This is a genomic window from Paenibacillus sp. S-38 (genome assembly GCF_049942825.1).
Taxonomy (GTDB): Bacteria; Bacillota; Bacilli; order Paenibacillales; family NBRC-103111; genus Paenibacillus_G.
In genome coordinates, this window is record NZ_CP187970.1 from 3,142,255 (window position 1) to 3,165,315 (window position 23,061).

Here is a 23,061-nt window from a genome sequence, read left to right on the forward strand (position 1 = left end):
ATTATCCATATGCATCCTCCGTCCTTTCAAGGCGGGAGGTTTGTTTCAAGGGGAAAAAGGGGCAGGACACGATGTATCTACACGGCACAAGTAAAATCAACGGGCAAGGACATTTGGAGATCGGCGGCTGCGACACGGTCGAGCTGGCCGCGAAGTGGGGCACCCCCCTGTATGTCATGGACGAAGAGCTGATCCGTCAGCGCTGCCGTGAATTCGTGGACGCTTTCCGCGCTTCGGGCCTGCCGTTCCAGGTAGCCTATGCCAGCAAAGCCTTCTGCGTCATGGCCATGTGCCGGATCGTGGAGGAAGAAGGCATGTCCCTAGACGTCGTCTCGGACGGCGAGCTGTATACCGCGCTGCAGGCCGGGTTTCCGGCGGAGCGGATTCACTTCCATGGCAACAACAAGACGCCGCAGGAGCTGGAGATGGCGGTTGACGCCAAGATCGGCTGCATTGTCGTGGACAATTTCGTAGAGCTTGCGATGCTGAACGCCATTGCCGGCGAGAAGAAGCAGAAGATGAAGATCCTGCTGCGGATCACGCCCGGGGTGGACGCGCATACGCATGAATTCATATCGACCGGACAGGAAGACTCCAAGTTCGGATTTGACCTCGGCAACGGGGCGGCTAAGCAGGCGGTGGAGAACGCTGCCGCGCTCCCGCATGTCGAACTGCTCGGCATTCATTCCCATATTGGCTCTCAGATTTTTGAGGTAGGCGGCTTCGAGCTGGCTGTAGACAAGATGACGAACTTCGCAGTACGCATGCGTGAGGAGCTTGGCGTCCTCTTCCCGGTGATCAACCTCGGGGGAGGCTTCGGCATCCGCTATGTTGGAGGAGATACGCCTCTGCCTGTCGCGGAGTATGTGCGCGCCATTACGGATGCGGTGAAGACGACGTTCAGCCGGCACGGCTACCCGCTGCCGGAGATTTGGACCGAGCCGGGCCGCAGCATTGTCGGCGAAGCCGGAACTACGCTTTATACGGTCGGCACCTATAAGGATATTCCGGGCGTGCGCAAGTATGTCGCCGTGGACGGAGGCATGACCGACAATCCGCGGCCGGCGCTCTACGGCGCCAAATACGAAGCGCTGCTGGCCAACCGGGCGAACGCGGCAGTGGAAGAGACGGTCTCCATCGCGGGCAAGTGCTGCGAGAGCGGCGATATGCTGATCTGGGACGTAGAGCTGCCGGCGGTGAAGTCGGGCGACGTGCTTGCTGTAGGCAGCACGGGTGCATACAACTATGCCATGGCCAGCAACTACAACCGGATTCGCCGTCCCGCGGTCGTCTTCGTCAAAGGAGGCCAGGCGGAAGTCGTTGTGAAGCGAGAAACATACGAGAATCTGGTGGGCAATGACGTGATTCCGGAGCGGATGCAGCGTTCTGTCGCCAAGAGTCTTTAAGTGCGGATGGGCTTGGCCGAATCCTCCGTTAGCCCGGGGACGGCCGGCCTATTTGTGCAGGAGCCCGTTTCATAGTAGAATAGAGTAGATCGGCCGCCGGACTGGCGGCCACCCATTATGGACAAGAAGCTAAGGAGCGTACATATCATGGCAAAACAAGCGATTATCAAGATGACGGACGGCAATGAAATCGTACTGGACCTGTTCGAGAACGATGCGCCTAACACGGTGGCGAACTTCGAGAAGCTGGCAAACTCCGGTTTCTACAACGGCATTCCGTTCCACCGCGTCATTCCGGGCTTCGTAGCGCAAGGCGGCTGCCCGCACGGTACCGGGACAGGCGGCCCGGGATACACGATCAACTGCGAGATCAACCCGAACAAGCATGAGCGTGGAACGCTGGCTATGGCTCACGCCGGCCGTAACACGGGCGGAAGCCAGTTCTACATCTGCTATGCGCCGCAGCCGCATCTTGACGGCCAGCACACGGTGTTCGGCAAAGTCGTCAAAGGCATGGAGCATGTGGATGCGTTCAAAGGACGCGAGAAAATGGAGACGGTGCAGGTAGTGGAAGTGTAATCTTTCCGTTCCTGTATCAATTGAATAGCTTGAACCTTCGGGGCAGGGTGAAATTCCCTACCGGCGGTGATGGGCGGCTCAGCAGTAGAGCCGCACTCAGTCCGTGACCCGAGCTTCTTCCTTGCTGAACCGCAGGAGGAAGCCGGTGGACTCGGTGCAATTCCGAGACCGACAGTATAGTCTGGATGGGAGAAGGGGAAGCGAGACGGATCGAACGACCGGTCCGGGAAGAGCTGCGAGCACAACGGGGATGCCTCCGCTGGCTGCGCCGCCGCAGACATGCGATGTTGGGCATTGTCTGTTTCGGTGCAGGCGGTCTTAGGGCGGTTTGCGTTCAGCCGTACTTTTCCCTCCGGGATGAGCTTAATCCAAGCTTTCGCATGCGACTTCCGGCATTTAAGCCGGCGCGCATGTGTACTTTCGTACAGCCGTTATCGCGATACCGCAATTCCCAAGGCCCCTCTTTGCTTCGGCAAAAGGGGTCTACGTGCGTTTACCGGGAAGACTACCGGAGAAAGTGCGGAGCAGTGTGCGGTTGAAGGGGTAGGCTGCTTTGCACAAACGACAGGGAGGAGTGGAGTAACATGAGTATCATGAACGATGAAACGTATATGCGAATTGCACTGCAGCTGGCCGCGGCGGCGGCGGGCCAAACGGGCATCAACCCGGTGGTGGGTTGCGTGCTGGTCAAGGACGGCCGTGTGGTAGGTATGGGCGCCCATCTGAAGCGGGGCGATGCACACGCTGAGGTTCATGCGCTGAATATGGCTGGCGCCGAGGCGGCCGGAAGTACAGCCTATGTGACCCTGGAGCCCTGCAGCCATCACGGCCGCACAGGCCCCTGCAGTGACCGGCTGATCCGCGAGGGAGTGAAGCGGGTGGTCGTCGCCGCGGTGGACCCGAATCCCCTGGTGGCCGGCACAGGCATAGCGCGTCTGCGCTCCCAGGGGATCGAGGTCACCGAAGGCGTGCTCGCGGCAGAGTCCGAAGCCCTGAACGAGGCGTTCAACAAGTACATCGTCACCCGCCGGCCGTTCGTCACGATCAAGACGGCGAGCACGCTGGACGGCAAGGTGGCGGCGGCGGGCGGCGACAGCAAATGGATCACCGGGGAGTCCGCGCGCGGCTACGTGCATACGCTGCGGCACCGCCACCAGGCGATCCTCACGGGCGTCGGCACGGTGATCGCCGATGACCCGCAGCTGACGACCCGGCTTCCGGTCCCCGGGCTCTCCCCGATCCGTGTGATCGCCGACTCGGGGCTTCGCATCCCGCTGGAGGCGAAGCTGCTGCATGACGGGGCGGCGCCCGTGATCGTGCTTACGACTGCGGAAGCGCCGGAAGGCCGCCGGCGGGAACTCGAAGCGCTCGGCGTGCAGGTCATCGACTGCGGCCCGGGGCCGGCCGTCGATCTTGAGGCCGCCTTGGCGCATCTTGGGGAACTCGAGATCGGCTCGGTCCTGGTGGAAGCGGGCGGCCGCCTGGCCGGTGCGTTCCTGGAGCGGCAGCTGGCCAACAAGCTCGTGCTCTTTTTCGCGCCGAAGATTATCGGCGGCGGGGCGGCGGCCCCCGGTACGTTCGACTTCGCCGGGTTTCCCGCTATGCGCCAGGCGATCCGTTTGGAACGGATGACCGTGGAGACCTACGGGGAGGATGTCTGCTTCACAGGTTATCCTAGCTATGAGGCTGCCGGCCGCTAGGGTGCGGCGGCGAAAGGAAGGAATAAGGAATGTTCACAGGCATTATCGAAGAAATCGGAACACTGCGGCGGATCGCCAGGCAGGGGGAGGCCATGGTGCTGACCATTGCCGCATCACGCGTGCTTGAGGACGTGAAGCTCGGCGACAGCATTGCGGTCAACGGAGTTTGCTTGACCGTCGTAGCTTACGGCAAAGATTCTTTCACGGTTGACGTGATGCCCGAAACCTTCCGCCGGACGAATCTTGAGAGGCTTTCGGCGGGCTCCACCTTAAACCTGGAGCGGGCTATGGCGGCGAACGGCCGGTTCGGTGGGCATATCGTACAAGGGCATGTCGACTCCACGGGAACGATCACGGGCCGGAGCGCGGAGGCGAACGCCGTCGTGTTCCGGGTCTCTCCTAAGGACCCGGGACTGCTCAAGTACGTACTGCCGCACGGCTCCATTACGATCGACGGCATTTCTCTTACGGTAGTGGAGGCGGACGGTGCCGAGTTCTCGGTGTCCATTATTCCGCACACCCTTGCCGAGACCGTGCTGCAGTTCAAGCAGCCGGGGGATGAAGTGAATCTCGAAGCGGACGTGCTCGGCAAGTACATTGAGCGGCTTCTTGGATTCCGTGGAGGGGAAGGCGCCGGCGCCTCCCGGTCCGGAGGCCGTCTGACGGCGCAGTTTTTGAGCGATAACGGATTCCTCTAAGAAGCGTTTCGGACAGGCTTGGGCGGGGGAGAAGGAGAACACCGTACTGGAGGAGGGCAAATCTTATGACAAAAGAAAAACAAGACGGAACATCCTCGGACTTCCAGTTTCACTCGATTGATGAGGCGCTGGCCGATTTGATTCAGGGCCGGGTCATCATCGTCGTGGACGACGAGGACCGGGAGAACGAGGGGGACTTTGTGGCGCTGGCCGAGAAGTCGACGCCCGAAATCATTAATTTTATGATCAAGGAAGGGCGCGGCCTGGTGTGCGTGCCGATTACTGAGGAGCGGGCGCAGGAGCTCGATCTACCGCCGATGGTCGCCCGCAACACGGACTATCATGGGACGGCATTCACCGTATCGGTCGATGCGGTAGAGACAACCACCGGCATCTCGGCGGCAGAACGCTCCCGAACGGTACAAGCGCTGATCGACCCGGCAACGAAGCCTCACGCCTTCCGGCGTCCGGGCCACATGTTCCCGCTTGTGGCGCGCAAGGGCGGCGTTCTTCGCCGCGCCGGCCACACGGAAGCGGCCGTGGATCTGGCCCGTCTGTGCGGTTCGTATCCGGCAGGGGTCATCTGCGAGGTGATTAAAGAAGACGGCGAGATGGCCCGCGTTCCCCAGCTGATCGAAATTGCGAGGAAGCACGACCTGAAGCTGATCACGATTCAGGATCTGATTGCCTACCGCAACCAGAAGGAAAAACTGGTCCAGCGCGAGGTGGAAGTGCGGATGCCAACGGACTTCGGCGTGTTCAAAGCCGTAGCCTATACCAACGATGTGGACGGCAAGGAGCATGTCGCCCTGGTGAAGGGCAGTATCGACAACAGCCGGCCGACGCTCGTTCGTGTGCACTCGGAGTGCCTCACCGGCGACGTGTTCCATTCGCACCGGTGCGACTGCGGACCCCAGCTGGCCGCCGCGCTGAAGCAGATCGACGAAGCGGGCGAAGGCGTGCTGCTCTATATGCGCCAGGAGGGCCGCGGGATCGGGCTGATCAATAAGCTCAAAGCCTACAAACTGCAGGAAACGGGGCTCGATACGGTCGATGCGAATCTGCAGCTCGGCTTTGCGGCGGACCTGCGCGATTACGGCATCGGCGCACAGATACTCCGGGATCTTGGTGTGGGCCAGATCCGGCTCATGACGAACAACCCCCGCAAGATTCGGGGATTGGAAGGCTACGGCCTTCAGGTAATCGAGAGAGTACCTCTGCAAATGCAGGAGAATGAGGACAATACGGGCTACTTGCAAACCAAGCGCAGCAAGCTCGGTCATCTGCTTGAATTTAACATCTAAAAATTTGTTCCTACAGGGAAGGGAAGTTGGAGACATATGGCGAAAGTATACGAAGGACATTTGGTATCTCAGGGACTGCGTTACGGTATTGTGGTAGGAAGGTTCAATGAATTCATTACGAATAAGCTGCTCGGAGGCGCGCTTGATGCGCTGAAGCGCCATGGCGTGCAGGAGGACGAGATTGAGATTGCCTGGGTGCCGGGCGCCTTCGAAATTCCGCTGATCACCCAGAAGATGGCGGAGAGCGGCCGGTATGATGCCGTCATCACCCTCGGTGCGGTCATCCGGGGAAGCACGCCTCACTTTGACTATGTCTGCAGCGAGGCAGCCAAAGGCGTGGCGGCGATCGCCCTGAAGACCGGCGTACCTACGATCTTCGGCGTGCTGACGACTGACTCCATCGAACAGGCGGTTGAGCGTGCGGGCACGAAGGCCGGCAACAAGGGCTGGGAAGCTGCGGCAAGCGCCATTGAGATGGCCAACCTCACCAAGCAATTCGCGAAGTAACGAAGCCACAGTTCCTGGGCAGTAAGGGGGAACAGACCACAAGTGAAAGTCACGGTAAAGCTGGAAACCTTCGAGGGCCCCCTTGATTTGCTGCTTCACTTGATAGATCAGGCGGAAGTCGATATCTACGACATTCCGATTAAGGACATTACCGATCAGTATATGGAATACCTTGGGGCGATGCAGGAGCTGGAGCTCGAGGTCACCAGCGAGTTTCTCGTTATGGCGGCGACCCTGCTCTCCATCAAGAGCAAAATGCTCCTGCCGAAGCCGCCGGTGCTCGATCTCGAGTTTGACGATTACCTGCAGGACGAGGATTACGATCCGCGCGCCGAGCTCGTCGCGAAGCTGATCGAATACCGCAAATACAAGGCGATCGCCGAGCACCTCCGGGACAAGGAGGCCGAGCGCAGCCTGATCTATACGCGGGAGCCCGAGGACCTGACGCCTTATACCCCGGTTCTCCCCGAGAATCCGGTGGAAGGGCTGCATGTGGCCGATCTCGTACGCGCCTTCCGGAAGGCGCTCCGCCGGATGGAGAGCCGCAGCAGCGTGGCGAGGATCCGCAAGGATGAGATCTCCGTGAAGGACCGGATGTTCCAGGTCGTGGACTTGCTCGCCCGTGAGCGCGGACCCGTGTTTTTCTCCAGGCTGCTCGAGCAGGAGGCGTCGAAGGACTCCATTGTAGTGACCTTCCTGGCTCTCCTGGAGCTCATGAAGGTGAAGAGGATAACGTGCTATCAGCACAAGCTGTTTGACGACATTGTGATACAGGCAAGAGAGGATGGAACGGCGAATGGATTCTGGGCAGATGAAATCAGTTATTGAAGGCTTGCTGTTTGTGGCGGGGGACGAGGGACTGAACGCCAAGCAGCTGGCTGAGGTACTGGAACATGATGCCGCTTTTGTCAGGGAGCTGGTGAAGGACCTGCAGAAAGACTTGAAGCGGACGAAGCGGGGAATTCAGATCGTGGAGCTCGCCGGAACGTTCCAGCTCACGACGGTCCCTGAGCATGCCCCCTACTTCGAGCGGCTGGCCCATTCGCCATCCCGTTCTTCCCTCTCGCAAGCTGCCCTGGAAACGCTGGCGATTGTCGCTTACAAACAGCCGATTACCCGGGTGGAGATCGAGGAGATACGCGGCGTCAAAGCCGAGCGGGCTCTTCAGACGCTGGTTTCAAAGGACCTCATCCAGGAGGTCGACAGGGCGGATGCCCCAGGACGGCCCATCCTGTATGGAACGACGAAGGCCTTCCTCGATTATTTTGCCCTCGGTTCGATAGCCGATCTGCCCGAGACGACGCTCTTCGAAGATGATGAGAATCTTGAGGAAGAGACGCGTCTTCTCTTTGAGAAGCTTGAGGGTCAGCAGATTACATTCGATGAACTGACGCTTGGCCAGGGATCGGGCTAGGCGCATGGCTTTGACAGATTAGGGTCACACTAACTCCTGTGGAAAAGAAGCGGACCGCTTCTGGAACCGGGAGTTTTTTGCCGTATTCGTACCAACTGCGGCAGAGGAGGAAACCATTCCAATGATATGGGTTTGGGCTGCCGCCGGCCTGGCGGCCATTGTACTCGCGGCTTTGGTGCTGAGTCAGGTGAACCTGCGGATCCTGTTCAGCCATATAGGTAAAGATGATGAGATTACCATTCATGCCAAGGCGCTGTTCGGCCTGGTGAATCTCAAATTCGTCATTCCGATCGTCCGCTTTCAGAGCCTGAAGAAAGGCTTCGAGATTCAAGCCAAGCAGGTCAATGCCAATGCGGGCAGCCTTCTTGGCGAAGCGATGGGAAACATCGGTCCCGAGATGATGAGAAGGGCGTACGAGAACATCAGAATCCTGCTTCAGAACTGCTTTCAATTCAATGACTGGCTGCGTCAGATGCTCGCCCGTGTCAGGTGCACCCAGATGGATTGGAGAACCACAGTCGGCATTGGCGATGCCGCCGAAACCGCGTTTCTGGCAGGAGCGTTCTGGGGGATCAAAACCTCTATCCTTGGGCTGCTGTTCCGCTACATTCCCCTTGACGGTCAGCCGCGGCTGGCGGTTATACCCGCCTTCAATCAAACCTTGATTGCGGTGGAAGGGACATGCACCTTTCGGGTGCGGATGGTTTATGTCATGCTGGCGGGCTTTCAGCTTCTCCTGCGGATCCTGAAAGTCAAGGGTGGGCTCAAGGCTTGGCGGAACGTGCTTCTGCCGTCATAACTGCAGGTGTACCCATGAGTCAACCGGTGATGGCAGCGAAGTCCAAAGCCCGTATTAAGCCGAATACGTGCGCTGCATCAAGGGAAGCCTAACGAATGGCTAGTCAGTCTACACTACTTCTGATCAGGAGGGAACAGCGATGACAGAACATCCGATTCAAGGTCTTATGAAAACGGCCATGGAAAACATCAAAGAAATGGTCGACGTGAATACGATTGTCGGTGATCCCGTTGAGACGCCGGACGGCAGCGTGATTATGCCGATCAGTAAGGTAGGCTTCGGGTTTGCAGCCGGAGGCAGCGAATTCGTTACAACCGAGGATCCGGCCGTACCGAGTCTCTCCCGTCATGAATCCCACAATGCCCAGGTGGCGCTTCCCTTCGGGGGCGGCAGCGGCGGCGGTGTCTCCATTACGCCGATTGCTTTTCTCGTAGTGGGCAAACAGGGCGTGAAGATTGTTCCGCTCGATAACCAGACGCATCTGCTGGAGCGGCTGATCGATTCGGCTCCGCAAGTCGTAGACCGCATTCAGTCCATGATGAAGAGCGGCGGAAACAAATCGCAGGGCTCCGAGCAGGGCGCTTCTTCCCAGGCCGGATCGACGACCGTCACCAATAATATCGAGAATCAGAACTTTATCGTGTAGCCCAATTTTATGATGGAACAGGTACTCGGCAGCTGCTCTCCTTAGGAGGGCAGCTTTCTTTTTTAATTTGTCATAAAACTTTCCATATGATTCGAAAGATCTATAAAATTCTTCAAAAACTAGGATAAAAGCGATAGACTAATCCGCTTTTGTCATGCTACTATAGGTTATAAAGAACTACTCACTTACATATCACGATAAAGGCAAACCCATTGAAAGGTGGGGACGCAAAGCCACAGATCTAAAGCCCGTCAGGATTCCAAATCTGGAACACCGGGCAATGACCGCTGGGTTACCGAAAGTAAAACCGTTCTTTCCGGTGCTTTCCGGTGATAGGTTCAAGATCGACGGCTGCTCTTACCGAAGGGTGGCTTTTTTGATTTGGTTCGGATCCACGCAAGGACTCTCTTCCATTGATCTTTATCTGCCGCCTCATCCTACCCCGTTTGGAGGGCTCATCATGTCTGGAACTTACAATGTCTATCTCGTTCTCCTATCGTTTCTTATCGCCTTCATGTCCGCCTATTCGGCGTTCGATCTGGCCCGCAGGCTCGGGGGCGCTGCGGGGCGGATCCGCATTCTATCCCTCGGGGCCGCGGGGGTGATCCTCGGCACCGGCATCTGGGCCATGCATTTTGTGGCTATCCTGGCCAATGAACAGACCGCGGCTGTCGGCTATGACATCCGGTTGATGCTCCTCTCTGCCAGCTTTGCCGTTGCGGCTTCCTGGGGCGGTTTGTCCTATGCCACTCGCCCCGTTCCGGGAATCCGGAATCTCGGGGCCGGCGCCCTTCTCTTGTTCATAGGCGTGACAGGGATGCACTTCATAGGAATTGCCGCTATGGGGATGAGCGGTGCTCATGATTACGGATTACTGCTGCTGCTTGGGGCTGCCATTGGGCTGGCTGGGACGACCGGTGCTGTGTTTGTGTCGTTTCGTACCCAAGCCGCGGGAAGCGCGAGGACATCTTATCTCCGGCGTATGCTCGGAGCGGCGATGATGGGAGGAGCGATTGCCGGACTCCATTATCTCAGTATGGCAGCCATGACGTTCGGCCGTGCGGGGCACCTGCACGAGAGGCTCCGCTCCCCCAAGCTTCAGGATGATATGCTCGGGATTATTCTCGGAAACTGCATTATTTTTCTGCTCAGCATTGTTGTGATCCGGGGCTACTTTCTCGACAGACGCTACCGTGAAGGAGAGGCCGTCAAGCTGGCTGTACTGGAATCCGCGCTGGATGGCATCCTGATGGTGGATCATCAGGGGAGCATTATGGAATGCAACCCGGCCATGGGCCGGATGTTCGGATATGCACGGGAGGAGCTCAGGACGCTGGTGCTCACGGATCTTCTTGAGCTTCCCGCGGGTAGAGGCAGGCCGGAGCCGCCCGCATCGGATGCGCCGGACGGGGAACGAGGGTCAAGCTCCCTTATCTCCGTCGAACACCAAATCCGCACTCTGCTGGACAGCCGCATCGAGACGACGGGCTGGCACGCCGACGGAACTTCCTTTCCTCTCGAAATCAGCATGACGCGGGCGAAGGAGTATGGAAAGCCTGTGTTCACCGTGTTCGTCAGGGATATTACCGAACGGCAGAAGGCGGAGGAACACATCCGGCAGTTGGCGCTCCGGGATCCGCTGACGGGGTTGTTCAACCGTTCCTATCTGCAGGAAAAGCTGTCCTCCGCCATCGCAAGGGCCGAAGTCGGGCCTGGCCATCTGGGCGTCATGTTTCTGGATCTGGACGGGTTTAAGACGATTAACGATACATTCGGGCATGACTGCGGGGATATGCTGCTTCAGGAAGTGGGGGAGCGGCTGCTGCACTGTGTGCGTGAAGAAGACCTGGTTTCCCGCCAGGGAGGCGACGAGTTCATCGTTATGCTTACCGGGATCACTCCGGGGACCGCCTCACGAATCGCCGTAAGGATGATTGAGGCGCTGGCCGAACCCTTTACTTACGCCGGACGGGTGATGTCGGTGACCCCGAGCATCGGCATAGCGCTCTATCCGTCCGCCGGAGGGAGTGCGCATATGCTGGTGAAGCATGCGGATGCGGCGATGTACCACGCCAAGCAGAACGGGAAAAATAATTTTCAGTTCTACACCCCCGAGATGGCGGAATCCTTATCCGAGCAGTCGAAGCTGGAATCCCGGCTGAAAGCTGGGATTCAGCAGGAGGAGTTCCTCCTGCATTACTCGCCTGTCATGTCCCTGCAAACGGGCGGCCTTCTGGCCGTTGAGGCGCTGCTTCGGTGGGAGCGGGACGGCGAGACGCTTCCCGCACGAAAGTTCATTGGGGAGGCCGAGGCGTCGGGGCTGATCACCGGCATCGGACGGTGGGTGCTCCGGGAAGCCTGCCGGCAGCATGCGGGCTGGATGATGAAAGGGCATCCGGCCGTGCGGATATCCGTGAATATTTCGGCCCGCGAGCTGGCGGAGGAAGATTTCGTGGAAGGCGTGCGAGGGGCGCTGGAAGAGACCGGCATGGAGCCGGAATGGCTGCAGCTGGAGGTCACGGAGGAGCTCGGCCGCGGCAGGGACAGGCGGCTGTGCGACCGGTTGAACGCGCTCAAAGCCCTTGGCATCCGGCTCTCTTTGGACGACTTCGGGGCGGGAGCCGCATCGCTCCGGTTTCTGCAGCAGGTGCCTGTAGATGAATTGAAGCTGGACGGGAGGCTGATCGCCGGTTTAGGAGAGTGTCCCGCCCGGCAGGCGATGCTGGAGGCGCTGATCTCGCTGGCGCATGGCCGCCGAATGCAGGTCATAGCCGAAGGCGTAGAGAGGCATGAGCAGCTGGAGAAGCTGCGTGAGCTTGCCTGCGACGGTGCGCAGGGCTACTGGTACGGACAGCCGATGGCGGCCGAAGAGTTCGAACGGATTCTGGCGTATGAGCGGTTCAAGCAGATGGATTCCCCCCCAATTTCCTAACAACGGGCGGCAGGAAGCGGCGGTGAACAATGGGGGAAGGCGGGAAACTGAAACATTTTCATGTAAGATTAAGCTTACGGCATGCGGGAGGGGGCAAGCTTTACTTGCCCTCTTCTCCGTTTTATAGTGTAAGGGGAAGGGACTCGGAAGTACCGATATGATAAGGGGGTGCCGGCGGTGTGCGGAAGGTTTACGATTACCGTCACATGGGAAGAGCTGCTGCTCCGCTTCATGCTCGATCCACGTGCGGGTGCTTATCAGCCGAGGTATAATGTGGCGCCGGGCCAGTACATTCCGGCGATCCTCGGCGGGGGCGATGCCCCGAACCGGCTCGGTGAGCTGCGCTGGGGGCTTGTGCCCGCCTGGGCGCACGATGACAAGTCGGGGGCAAGGATGATCAATGCCCGGTCGGAGACCGCCGCGGAGAAGCCGGCCTTCCGTTCTCTGCTGAAGCGCAAGCGGTGTCTGATTCCCTCGGACGGCTTCTATGAATGGAAGAAGGAAGGCGGGCGCAAGCAGCCGGTGCGGTTCGTTCTGCAGGACGGCGCTCCTTACGGGATGGCGGCCCTGTACGACACGTGGGCCGCACCGGACGGCGGGAAGCTTCATACGTGCACGATCCTCACAACGGCGGCAAACCCTCTTGTCGCTGAAGTGCACGAGCGGATGCCGGTGATCCTGGAGCCGGAGGGCGAGCGGCTGTGGCTGGACCGAAGCATACAGGGGGAGAGCGAGCTGCTCCCTCTGTTGAAGCCCTATCCGGCAGAGTCCATGCGGTATTACCCCGTGGATTCGAAGGTTGGCCGCGTCCAGCATGAAGCGGCGGACTGTATTGAGCCGCTCCTGGGATAGACCTTGAACCGGATGCGGTGAAGAGAAGGAAGCTTGCTCAGCGATGGGAGCCCCACGGGCAATCCTATCGATTGTGCGGGGTAGTATGACGTAAGGGCCGTCCGGGCAGCCGGGCGGTTTTTGCTTTTTTGGCACCCGGAAGGTGATTGACTTCGGGCAGCAGGAGGGCGGCTGCTGATGATGCCGCGGGGAAGCTTAGTTCGTCCACAAAAATCATATCGCGTCCTGACAAGCATATATATGTACAAGATGGGACCGAAATCGTGCGCTGCACCCCGCCTTCGGGACATGCCTGCTTGCGTAACGGGAACCCGGCTTTGATGTGGGAGGATCGCGATGAGAAGAGGATGTCTGCTGCTTGCCCTGCTGTTACTATTCCCAAGTATGCTTCTGCCGGGCTCCGCCTCGGCCGCCCCTGGCATCTCTACAAGCGCGGAAGCCGCCGCCCTGATCGATGTTACTTCCGGACGCATCCTGCTCAGTACCGAGGGGGACAAGCCGATGCGGATCGCGTCGCTGACCAAAATCATGACGGCGATCGTAGCCATTGAGCATGGGACGCTGACGGACAAGGCCAAGGTCGGCAAAAATGCGTTTGGCAAGGAAGGCTCCTCGATCTATTTGAAGCTCGGCGAGGAAATGGTGCTCAAAGACCTGCTGTTCGGCATGATGCTCCGTTCGGGCAACGATGCGGCCACCACGATTGCCGAGCATGTCGGAGGCTCGGTGGAAGGCTTTGCCTATCTCATGAATGAGAAAGCCCGTATGATCGGCATGAAGAATTCCAGCTTCAAGAATCCGTCGGGACTGGACGAAGAAGGGCACTATTCCACCGCGAACGATATGGCGAGGCTGACCGCTTATGCGCTCCGAAACCCTGTATTCCGGGAGATCGTTAAGACCAAGGTGAAGAAGGTACCGAATCCGAATGAATCCTGGGACTATACCTGGGTCAACAAGAACAAGATGCTCAATCTGTACGAAGGCTCCGATGGAGTGAAAACCGGGTACACCAAGCTCGCCAAGCGCTGTCTCGTTTCCTCCGCTACGCGCGGAGGCCAGCAGCTGGCCGTCGTTACCTTGAATGACCGTGATGACTGGATCGATCATTCCCGGCTGCTCGATTACGGGTTCCAGCACTTCCCGCTCTTCGGACTGATCGGCAAAGGCGAGCCGGTCGAAGGCACGGACCTCGTGGCCGGAGCGGGACTCCGGTATGCGGCGGAGGAGAAGGAGCGGGGCCAGTTCGTTCGCCAGCCGGTGCTGAACGATCCGCTGTCCGCCGCCTACCGGCTCGGGGATGCCGGGCGGCTTGATTTTCTCCTGAACGGCAAAGTGGTAGGCTCCGTTCCGCTGGTGGCCAAAGACAGTCCGCGTCTGCAGTGGGAGGACAGTCCGGTGTTCTCCGCGAAGGAGAATGAATATCAAGGGGAATCCCAGGCCGGACGCTGGCTTTACATTTTGGAGGCGCTGACCCGCGTGCTCTTCACGGGCCACGCGGACTAGAGGGAGGAGGAAGCGGAATGGTCAACTTTATCTGGCTGTTCTTCATTGTCGCAGGCTTTGTTGTCGCCGCTTTTCAGGGCCGGGTCGAGCTTGTCACGGAAGCCGTTTTCGACGGGGCGAAGAGCGGGGTCACCGTATGCTTCGGTCTCATCTCCATCATGGTGTTCTGGCTCGGGGTCATGCGGATCGCCGAGGACGCGGGGCTGCTGCAGGCAATGGCCCGCCTGCTCAGTCCCATTGTCCGCTGGCTGTTTCCCGGCATTCCGAGGAACCATCCGGCTCTCGGCTACATCATGTCGAACATGAGCGCCAATATCTTTGGCCTAGGCAATGCTGCTACTCCCATGGGCATCAAGGCGATGCAGGAGCTGCAGCGCCTGAATCCCCACAAGGAGATCGCCTCGCCGGCCATGTGCACGCTGCTGGCCTTGAATACGGCCAGCATCACGCTCGTGCCGACAACGCTGATCGCAATTCGCATGAGCTACAATTCGGCGAATCCGGCGGAGATCGTCGGGACGACGCTGATCGCTACGTTCATCTCGACGCTGGCTGCCATTCTTGTGGACAAATGGTACCGCAAACGCTACAAGCCCATTCCGCCGGTGAAAGGATGAGCGCGCCGTGTATAATTTCGTCAATCTGATCTCCGCTTGGGCGATTCCCGTCATTATCGTGTTCATCCCGCTCTACGCCGCTTACCGCAAGGTTCCCGTCTACGAATCGTTCGTAGACGGGGCCAAGGACGGCTTCGATACGGCCATCCGGATCATCCCGCACCTCGTGGGCATGATGGTGGCCATCTCCGTATTCCGGGCCTCCGGCGCCATGGATCTGTTCATCGGCTGGCTGAAGCCGCTGTGTGAAGAGATCGGGGTGCCCAGCGAGATCATCCCGCTCGCCTTTCTGAGACCCATCACGGGGGCGGGCTCACTGGCATTCACGACGGACCTCATCTCGCAGTTCGGTCCCGATTCCATGGTCGGCCGGATCGCCTCCACGATCCAGGGCAGCACGGATACGACACTGTATGTCATCACTGTCTATTTTGGGGCGATAGGGATCCGCAAGGCCGGCTATGCACTAAAGGTCGGCCTCATCTCCGACGCGGTGGGCTTTGTCGCTTCCATCGTGGTCTGCTACCTCGTCTTCATGTAACCGGGCCCACCCGAGCCGGGCCCTGCCGGCAAGAGGGGGCGCCCAAAGTCTTCTCCGCCAGACACCCCCGCCCAGTTCCGGGCATATACTGCAGCAGTCAACCGCGAAGAGGTGAGCTGCATGCAGTTCTACGGTATTGTCATTCATCGTTCCGTCTGCCCTTCGATCAACGGCAGAGGCTATGATTTTTTCATCACGAAGCAGGGCGCGATCATTCCTTCCTCCGAACAAACCGATCCCCTCTATATCCACATCTGCCTCGAAGGAGAGTTCTCCTCATCGGGGTCCGCTCTCTCAGCAGAGGAAAAAGAACAGCTGTTTCTGCTGAACAAACTGGTTCTCCGTCTCTCGGAGCTCTACCATTTCCAGCCTGACGACATCTTTCCCCACACGATATCCTGCCCCGGGGCTATTTTTCCATGGTCTCAACTTGTGATTTCACCCGAGGATCGTTATCATTAGCTTGAGGTGAAACCACGAATGGAAAGATTGCAAAAAGTATTGGCCGAAGCCGGTGTGGCTTCCAGGCGCAAATGTGAAGAATTGATTACGGCAGGACGCGTACAGGTGAACGATGAGGTGGTCACGACGCTCGGCGTCAAAGTAAATCCGGCCCTGGACAAAATCAAGGTGGACGGCAAGTCCATCCGCCGCCAGACGAAAGTGTACGTGCTGTTCAATAAACCGAAGGGCGTCATTACCAGCGCACAGGATCCGGAAGGCCGCAAAACGGTGACCGAATTCTTCAAGGACATTAAAGAGCGCATCTATCCGATCGGCCGTCTCGATTACGATACGGAAGGACTGCTGCTGCTCACCAATGACGGCGAGTTCGCCCATCTGCTCACCCATCCGAAGCATCACGTGCCGAGAACCTACCTGGCAACGGTCCGCGGCGTGCCTCACGGCACCCAGCTGGAGAAGCTGAGCCAAGGCATCAAGCTCGAAGACGGCATGACGGCTCCGGCTGAGGTGGAGTATCAGGATATCGACCAGGACAATAACGAAGCGGTGATCAAAATTACCATCTACGAGGGCCGCAACCGGCAGGTGAGACGGATGTTCGATGCGATCCACCATCCGGTGAACAAGCTGAAGCGCGTGCAGTTCGGGCCGATTCAGCTCACGGGCGTGCCCCGCGGACGCTACCGCTTCCTGACCCAGGACGAGATCGAGGAGCTCAAGGCGAGTGCGCTCGCGGCCGGTTCGCGTGAGGCGAAGAAGCCCCGGGAGTCACATAAAATTCAAAAAGGTGAATAAAAGGAAGTAACTCATTTCGTTATAATAGAACTGTTGCAGTATGAGCCGTTTGAAGGTGGGGGATCATGGGAAAACATAGGCAGTGGGTCCAAATCAGCATCCTGGCTGTGATCCTGGCTATCGGCGGATTAACCCTCGCAAGCCACTTGTTCTCCAAGGAGGAGAAGCCGGTTTCAGGAAGCGCGGCGCCGGATTTCAAGCTGCTGGGTCTTGATGGAAAGACGCATAACCTCTCGGATTACGAAGGCAAGCCGGTCATCGTCAATTTCTGGGGCACATTCTGTGAACCGTGCCGCAATGAGATGCCCGCGCTCGAACGCCAGCATGCCAAGTGGGGCGACAAAGTCACGATCCTCGGTCTGAACCTGGACGAGCCGAAGGTCGCCGTCGAGAGCTTCGTGAAAGAGACGGGCGTGACCTTCCCGATTCTGTTCGACAAGGACGAGACGATGCGCAAACGCTACGGCGTGAAGGAGTATCCAACCACGTTCTTCCTGAATGCGGACGGCACGGTTGCCACCATCAGGGTCGGCGAGATGGACGAGCCCTTCATCGAGAAGACGCTGAAGTCTTTATTACAACAACAATAAAGTGTGCGCGAACCCGCGCCTTTGCCGCCAGCCCGCCGCCCGGTTTCCCGCGACGGGGCTTCGGTGTTTGGGGAGCTCGGCAGCGGCAGCGCGGAACAAGCGCGCATGGGAGGACACATGATTCACAACACAAAATGCGAATGCGGCCACCAGAATCATGTCGGCACCCTGCTCTGCGAATCGTGCGGCAAGCCGCTGCAGGAGGACGGGGGCAGCGAGCCGCTCGAGATGAAGTACGATGGTGTCGCCCGCAGGTCCCAGCGGGAGAATCCGGGCGTGCTGGACCGGGTATGGAACTTTTTTTCCTCGGTCAAAGTAGCCATCTATCTCATCATCATCACGCTGCTGGCATCCGCACTCGGAACCATCTACCCGCAGGAGAGCACGTTCCTCAACTTCGATCCTTCCTATTACAAGGACACCTATGGGACGACGGGGGAATGGTACTACCTGTTGGGCTTATCCCATACGTTCGAATCCTGGTGGTTCATCACGCTGCTCTTCATGATCGGCACCTCGCTCATCGTCTGCTCGCTGGACCGGGTGCTGCCGCTGTACAGGGCGCTGAACAAGCAGCAGATCCGCAAGCACCTGAGCTTCATCACCCGGCAGAAGGTTACCTTCTCAGCTGATGTGCCGCGTGCGGAAGCCTCCGCTGCGGACCCGGCCGAAGCTTGGACGAAACAGGCGGCCGAGGCGCTGCGCAGGAAGCATTACAAGGTACATACCGAGGGGACGGCCCTGCTTGCCGAGAAGAACCGGTTCAGCCGGTGGGGGCCTTATATCAATCATATTGGGTTAATCATCTTCCTCGGCGCCGTTCTCATGCGGAGCATTCCAGGCTGGCATATGGACCAGCATCTGGCCTTCCCCGAAGGGCAGACCGTGCGAATTCCCGAAACCGATTACTATCTCAAGAACGAGAAGTTCACACTGGAGTTCTATAAGCCGGAGGAGCTGTCGGACGAGTTCCGGGCAAAAGGGCAGGATGTGCCGAAGGTGTACGAAACGAAGGCGGTTCTATACCGCTGCACCCAGGACTGCGACGACCCGTCGAAGAAGCCTGTTCTGACGGAGGTGCACCGGCAGGATATCATCGTGAACAAGCCGCTCGATTACAAGGGGCTGCTCGCCTACCAGTTCGACTTCAAGCCGGCGCCGATGCTGATCTCCGTGAAGCCGTCGCTTAAGAACAAGGCGACGGGCGAGAATTACGGCTCGTTCACGCTTCCGATGGCCGATCCCGCGGATCAATATCAAGCCGGGCCGTATACGCTGAAGCTTCAAGCTTATTTCCCAGAGTTCGGCCTGAGTGACAAAGGGGCGCCTCTGACGAAATCGAAGGAGCCGAAGATGCCGGCGTTCGTTTTCACGATAACCGGGCCGGGGCTGAAGCCGGAGGGAGAACCTTACATGTACTTCCCGCGCCAGGTGGATAAGGCGAACTTCCGGCAGGATGAGATCAACGGGGCGCTCGCGGACAAGCTGGAGCTCTCCGTGGGTTCGATGGAGGATGTCGAGATCTCCGAATACGTTTCTTACTTGAACATCCGGGTGGACCGCGCCATGCCGTTCATCTGGGTTGGGGCAGCGATCTCCATGATCGGGCTGACGATGGGCTTCTACTGGCATCACCGGCGGATATGGATGCGGATCGACGGGGGACGCCTTGCTCTCGGAGCCCATACGAACAAGAACTGGTACGGGATCCGTAAAGAGGTGTCCGAAGTACTGCGCAAAACAGGGATCGAGGTTGATCCCAAGACGCTGGAGAGAAAGGTGATTCCTTCGTGAGCAGCACGCTACTGCTGATTGCTTTTATTATTTATGGACTGGCCATGATGGCCTTCGTGATGGCCATTACCGGACGCAAATCCGTACAAGTGAAGGATCCGGATGCCTATACGAGCCGCTGGGGCCGCAACGGACTGGTCCTGACGATCATCGGCTTTCTGTGCCACCTCGGCTTCTTCTTCACCCGCTGGGCGGAAGCCGGTCACATTCCGACGAGCAACATGTACGAATTCATGACGTTCCTGGCCATGATGATCGTGCTGGCCTTTATCGTCGTCTATCTGATCTACCGAACGGCGGTGCTCGGCATCTTCGCACTGCCGCTCGCGGTCATTATCATCGCTTACGCTTCCGTGTTTCCGCGGGAGGTGCAGCCGCTTATTCCAGCGCTGCAGAGCTACTGGCTCAAGATTCACGTGACCACGGCCGCTCTCGGTGAAGCCTTCTTCGCCGTAGGTTTTGCCGGCGGGTTGATGTACCTGCTGCAGGCGGTTGATTTCTCCTCGAAGGAGCCCAAGCAGCGGCGAGAGCAGCGCGGGGTGGAGTTCACGATCTTCACGCTGGTCATGATTACAGCCTTCGTCGCTTCGATCTTCAGCTTCAATGCGGCAGGCTACAGCGCCAAGTTCGAGACGGACGTCAAGGTCATCGGCACGGACAACACCGAGCAGGTGGTCCGGCAGGAAGTCAAGTACGTGCTGCCGCCGATCGTTAAGCCGTTCGAGAGCAAGACGACCGAGATGCAGCCGTTCCTCGGCATGACCTCGCCGCTCTTCGAAGCGCCAAGCTGGATGCATGGCGCCAATGCGGGACGCAAGCTGAACACGGTCGTCTGGTCGGTGCTCGGCGGTGCGGTACTCTACGGCATCCTGCGGCTCATTGCGCGCAAACCGCTGGGTGCGGCACTCCAGCCGCTGACGAAGGGCGTTGATCCGGACGACGTCGATGAGATCGCCTACCGGGCCATCGCCATCGGCTATCCGATCTTCACGCTCGGTGCGCTGATCTTCGCGATGATCTGGGCCCACGAGGCGTGGGGACGCTTCTGGGGCTGGGACCCCAAAGAAGTATGGGCGCTGATCGTCTGGCTGTTCTATGCGGCCTACCTGCACCTCAGGCTGTCGCGGGGCTGGCAGGGCAAGCCCTCGGCCTGGCTGTCGGTGGTCGGCTTCCTTGTGGTCATGTTTACGCTGGTTGGCGTAAACCTCGTAATCGCAGGTCTGCACTCGTACTCCGGTACGTAAGACGGACACGGACACATTCCAGGGAAATGAGGCTGAACAATGTCGGAAGTAAAAATGAATATCCTGGTCGTTGACGATGAGGAACGGATCCGCAGGCTTCTGCGCATGTATCTGGAAAAGGAGAACTACCGCATTGACGAGGCGGAGGACGGAGAGACGGCACTGACGAAGGCGCTAGAGACCGACTACGATCTCATTCTCCTCGACGTCATGCTGCCCGGTATTGACGGCAACGAGGTGTGCGCCCGGCTCCGCCAGGTGAAGTCCACCCCGGTCATCATGCTGACGGCACGCGGTGAAGAAACGAACCGCGTGCAGGGTTTCGAGTCCGGCGCGGACGACTACGTCGTGAAGCCGTTCTCCCCGCGTGAGGTCATCTATCGGGTCAAAGCGATCCTGCGCCGGTCCTCGGTGACGGCGTATCTGTCGAAGGAAGTGAATTCCTCGAACAACATTGTCTTCCCGAATCTCGTGATCGAGCATGACGCCCACCGGGTGACGGCCGGCGGCCAGGAAGTGGCGCTGACGCCGAAGGAATACGAGCTGCTTCATTATCTGGCCGTGTCGCCGGATAAGGTATTTTCCCGGGAGGAGCTGCTGAAGGACGTATGGAACTATGAGTTCTTCGGCGATCTGCGGACGGTGGATACCCACGTCAAGCGGCTGAGAGAGAAGCTCAACAAGGTATCGCCCGATGCCGCTTCCATGATCACGACGGTTTGGGGCGTCGGGTACAAACTCGAGGTGCCGAAATAACGTGTTCATCCTCAGAACGATTGTCGGGAAGCTTTGGATTACGATTATCGGTTTGGTTGTGGTGGTTCTGCTGACGCTCAGCGTATTCCTCTTCCGTTATATCGAGACTTCGTTCCCAAAGTCCTCGGACCAGGTGGAGACGCTGAACCGGCTAGCGCAGAAAGTGGCCAGCGAAATTTCGCTGCACAAGGAAGAGCGGCGCTATCTGCAGGTCGTCAACGAGCTGCTGAGCGCGCAGGGGGCCAATGTGGTTCTCTCGGCCCCCGACTTCAGCCGGCTGGAGGCCCCGGTCGGCGAGTCGGACAACCGGATCTACGAGCCGCGGGACTTCTTCCTCGAGGAGGATCTGAAGAAGGTATTCGCCGGAGAGACGATCAATAACCAGCTCTCCAGCGGGATCGGACCGAAGCCGCCCCTTACGATGCAGTATACGGCGGTAGCGGTGCCCTTCATGGACACGAGCGGGTCGAAGGTCGGCGGCGCGCTGATCCTGTATCAGCTCACCCAGTCTTCGGAAGAGACGCAGGACTATGTCAAGCGGCTGTTCGTGGTCGTCGGCGTCTGCGGCTTCCTGATGACGACCTTCTTCGCTTTCTTCCTGCTCACCCAGATTACAAGGCCGCTGCAGAAGCTCAAAAAAGCGGCGGATCTTATCTCCAAAGGAGAGTACGGCACACGCGTGCCGATTGCATCATCGGATGAGATCGGAGAGCTCGGCAAGACGTTCAACCATATGGGAGAGCAGCTGTCCGACACGATCAAGGCGCTCAGCCACGAGAAGGAGCACCTGGCCTCCGTCCTGCGGAGTATGGCCGATGCGGTCGTTACGTTCGACTCGGAAGGCCGGGTTATTCTGACGAATCCGCCAGGGGAGCGCAATGTCCGCGAGTGGAACCGCATTGAATGGCCGGAGCAGGGAGAGGGGACGGAGGAGCCTGCCGAGACGGATTGGTCGGCGCTGCCTGTCGCCTATATTCCCGAGCCGCTTCAGCCTTTATTCGATACGGTGATCGAAGAAGCCCAGGAAATCACCTCGAAGATTCACGTGCAGAGCGAAGTGTGGTCCGTCGTCATGGCACCGCTGTACTCCTATGAGGTCGTACGCGGCGTCGTGGCCGTCATGCGGGATGTGACGGAGGAGTATCGCCTTGACAAGGTACGCAAGGACTTCGTTGCCAACGTGTCGCATGAGCTGCGTACTCCTCTTTCGATGCTGCAGGGGTACAGCGAGGCGCTGATCGATGACATTGCGGCTACGCCGGAAGAACGCAAGGAGCTCGCCCAGGTGATCTATGACGAGTCGCTGCGAATGGGCCGACTGGTGATGGATCTGCTTGACCTCGCTAAGCTGGAGACCGGCAACATGGAGCTCCAGTTCCGCGAGCTCGATGTGCGGGTCTTCCTGAGGCGCATCCAGCGCAAGTTCATGGTCCTCGCCAAAGAGCGGGACATTGCGCTGAACTGCATCGTGCCGGAGACGGAGCTGATCCTGCGTCAAGCCGATGAGGACCGGCTGGAGCAGGTGCTGACCAATCTGCTCGACAACGCGATCCGGCACACGCCTGCCGGTGCGGAGATCCGGCTTAGCAGCGCCCCGGCCCGGCATAAGGGGGAGCCCGCCGTTCTGATCGAAGTGGCGGATCAGGGCTACGGCATTCCGGCCGAAGACCTGCCGTTTATCTTCGAGCGCTTCTACAAGGCGGATAAAGCCAGAACCCGCGGAGTCTCGGGCGGCACGGGTCTTGGCCTCTCGATTGTGAAGAACATTGTAGAGGCTCATAAGGGCGCGGTGACGGCTAAGAGCCAGCAGGGCCAAGGAACGACATTTTCTATCACGCTTCCGGTCCAGACGCCCTAAAAACCACAAGAAAGCCTCCGATTCGTCATCGGAGGCTTTCTTTTTTGTACGCCCAGCA

Annotated in this window: 22 protein-coding genes and 2 riboswitches; all 22 genes read left to right on the forward strand. The window is 58.8% G+C overall.

Annotation, left to right across the window (positions count from 1 at the left end; all coding sequences use genetic code 11):
- The first annotated feature begins 71 nt into the window (after positions 1–71).
- The 22 genes from lysA to ACP26L_RS14560 all read left to right on the forward strand — a co-directional run bounded on the left by lysA (position 72) and on the right by ACP26L_RS14560 (position 23,003).
- A complete protein-coding gene (gene lysA / locus ACP26L_RS14455) occupies positions 72–1,406 on the forward strand; it encodes a diaminopimelate decarboxylase (protein WP_426453477.1) in 1,335 nt (444 codons plus the stop codon).
- A gap of 147 nt (positions 1,407–1,553) precedes the next feature.
- Positions 1,554–1,985 (forward strand): peptidylprolyl isomerase, encoded by a 432-nt coding sequence (locus ACP26L_RS14460; protein ID WP_426453478.1) that lies wholly within the window; start codon positions 1,554–1,556, stop codon positions 1,983–1,985.
- 29 nt (positions 1,986–2,014) lie between these two features.
- Positions 2,015–2,186: riboswitch (FMN riboswitch) on the forward strand.
- Between the two features lie 383 nt (positions 2,187–2,569).
- Positions 2,570–3,685, forward strand: a complete 1,116-nt coding sequence (gene ribD, locus ACP26L_RS14465) for a bifunctional diaminohydroxyphosphoribosylaminopyrimidine deaminase/5-amino-6-(5-phosphoribosylamino)uracil reductase RibD (RefSeq protein ID WP_426453480.1) — start codon at positions 2,570–2,572, stop codon at positions 3,683–3,685.
- Positions 3,686–3,714: 29 nt separating this feature from the next.
- The gene (gene ribE, locus ACP26L_RS14470) at positions 3,715–4,383 is read left to right on the forward strand and encodes a riboflavin synthase (RefSeq protein ID WP_426453482.1); all 669 of its coding nucleotides are present in this window, start codon (positions 3,715–3,717) and stop codon (positions 4,381–4,383) included.
- A gap of 65 nt (positions 4,384–4,448) precedes the next feature.
- On the forward strand, positions 4,449–5,687 hold the full coding sequence (locus ACP26L_RS14475) for a bifunctional 3,4-dihydroxy-2-butanone-4-phosphate synthase/GTP cyclohydrolase II (RefSeq protein ID WP_426453483.1): 1,239 nt from the start codon (positions 4,449–4,451) through the stop codon (positions 5,685–5,687).
- A 36-nt stretch (positions 5,688–5,723) separates the two neighbouring features.
- Positions 5,724–6,194 carry a 6,7-dimethyl-8-ribityllumazine synthase gene (ribH, locus tag ACP26L_RS14480; protein WP_426453485.1) on the forward strand — a complete coding sequence of 157 codons (471 nt, stop codon included), beginning with the start codon at positions 5,724–5,726 and terminating at the stop codon, positions 6,192–6,194.
- A 42-nt stretch (positions 6,195–6,236) separates the two neighbouring features.
- The gene (locus ACP26L_RS14485) at positions 6,237–7,022 is read left to right on the forward strand and encodes a segregation and condensation protein A (RefSeq protein ID WP_426453487.1); all 786 of its coding nucleotides are present in this window, start codon (positions 6,237–6,239) and stop codon (positions 7,020–7,022) included.
- Entirely contained in the window at positions 6,991–7,608 is a 618-nt protein-coding gene (gene scpB / locus ACP26L_RS14490) for an SMC-Scp complex subunit ScpB (protein ID WP_426453488.1), read from the forward strand. Before ACP26L_RS14485 ends, scpB begins: the two co-directional genes overlap by 32 nt.
- 121 nt (positions 7,609–7,729) lie before the next feature.
- Complete coding sequence (locus ACP26L_RS14495; RefSeq protein ID WP_426453490.1) at positions 7,730–8,407, forward strand: DUF2953 domain-containing protein; 678 nt, start codon at positions 7,730–7,732, stop codon at positions 8,405–8,407.
- 139 nt (positions 8,408–8,546) lie between these two features.
- A complete protein-coding gene (ytfJ, locus tag ACP26L_RS14500; protein WP_426453491.1) occupies positions 8,547–9,053 on the forward strand; it encodes a GerW family sporulation protein in 507 nt (168 codons plus the stop codon).
- A 192-nt stretch (positions 9,054–9,245) separates the two neighbouring features.
- A riboswitch (cyclic di-GMP riboswitch) is annotated at positions 9,246–9,353 on the forward strand.
- 160 nt (positions 9,354–9,513) lie between these two features.
- Positions 9,514–11,985 (forward strand): EAL domain-containing protein, encoded by a 2,472-nt coding sequence (locus ACP26L_RS14505; protein WP_426453493.1) that lies wholly within the window; start codon positions 9,514–9,516, stop codon positions 11,983–11,985.
- A 177-nt stretch (positions 11,986–12,162) separates the two neighbouring features.
- Positions 12,163–12,837: an SOS response-associated peptidase gene (locus ACP26L_RS14510; RefSeq protein ID WP_426453495.1), complete on the forward strand. Its 675-nt coding sequence runs from the start codon at positions 12,163–12,165 to the stop codon at positions 12,835–12,837.
- A gap of 336 nt (positions 12,838–13,173) precedes the next feature.
- Positions 13,174–14,343, forward strand: coding sequence for a D-alanyl-D-alanine carboxypeptidase family protein (locus ACP26L_RS14515; protein WP_426453496.1), 1,170 nt, complete (start codon positions 13,174–13,176; stop codon positions 14,341–14,343).
- 17 nt (positions 14,344–14,360) lie between these two features.
- Positions 14,361–14,960, forward strand: a complete 600-nt coding sequence (locus ACP26L_RS14520; protein WP_426453498.1) for a nucleoside recognition domain-containing protein — start codon at positions 14,361–14,363, stop codon at positions 14,958–14,960.
- A 7-nt stretch (positions 14,961–14,967) separates the two neighbouring features.
- Positions 14,968–15,501, forward strand: coding sequence for a spore maturation protein (locus ACP26L_RS14525; RefSeq protein ID WP_426453500.1), 534 nt, complete (start codon positions 14,968–14,970; stop codon positions 15,499–15,501).
- Between the two features lie 120 nt (positions 15,502–15,621).
- A complete protein-coding gene (locus ACP26L_RS14530; RefSeq protein ID WP_426453502.1) occupies positions 15,622–15,963 on the forward strand; it encodes a hypothetical protein in 342 nt (113 codons plus the stop codon).
- A gap of 18 nt (positions 15,964–15,981) precedes the next feature.
- Entirely contained in the window at positions 15,982–16,761 is a 780-nt protein-coding gene (locus ACP26L_RS14535) for a pseudouridine synthase (RefSeq protein ID WP_426453503.1), read from the forward strand.
- A gap of 65 nt (positions 16,762–16,826) precedes the next feature.
- The gene (locus tag ACP26L_RS14540) at positions 16,827–17,351 is read left to right on the forward strand and encodes a redoxin domain-containing protein (RefSeq protein WP_426453505.1); all 525 of its coding nucleotides are present in this window, start codon (positions 16,827–16,829) and stop codon (positions 17,349–17,351) included.
- 117 nt (positions 17,352–17,468) lie between these two features.
- Complete coding sequence (gene resB, locus ACP26L_RS14545; protein ID WP_426453507.1) at positions 17,469–19,145, forward strand: cytochrome c biogenesis protein ResB; 1,677 nt, start codon at positions 17,469–17,471, stop codon at positions 19,143–19,145.
- Complete coding sequence (gene ccsA / locus ACP26L_RS14550; RefSeq protein ID WP_426453509.1) at positions 19,142–20,389, forward strand: cytochrome c biogenesis protein CcsA; 1,248 nt, start codon at positions 19,142–19,144, stop codon at positions 20,387–20,389. The genes resB and ccsA overlap by 4 nt, the downstream gene beginning before the upstream one ends.
- Before the next feature lie 39 nt (positions 20,390–20,428).
- Complete coding sequence (locus ACP26L_RS14555; protein WP_426453510.1) at positions 20,429–21,145, forward strand: response regulator transcription factor; 717 nt, start codon at positions 20,429–20,431, stop codon at positions 21,143–21,145.
- Position 21,146: 1 nt separating this feature from the next.
- Positions 21,147–23,003, forward strand: a complete 1,857-nt coding sequence (locus tag ACP26L_RS14560; RefSeq protein ID WP_426453512.1) for an ATP-binding protein — start codon at positions 21,147–21,149, stop codon at positions 23,001–23,003.
- The last annotated feature ends 58 nt before the right edge of the window (positions 23,004–23,061 follow it).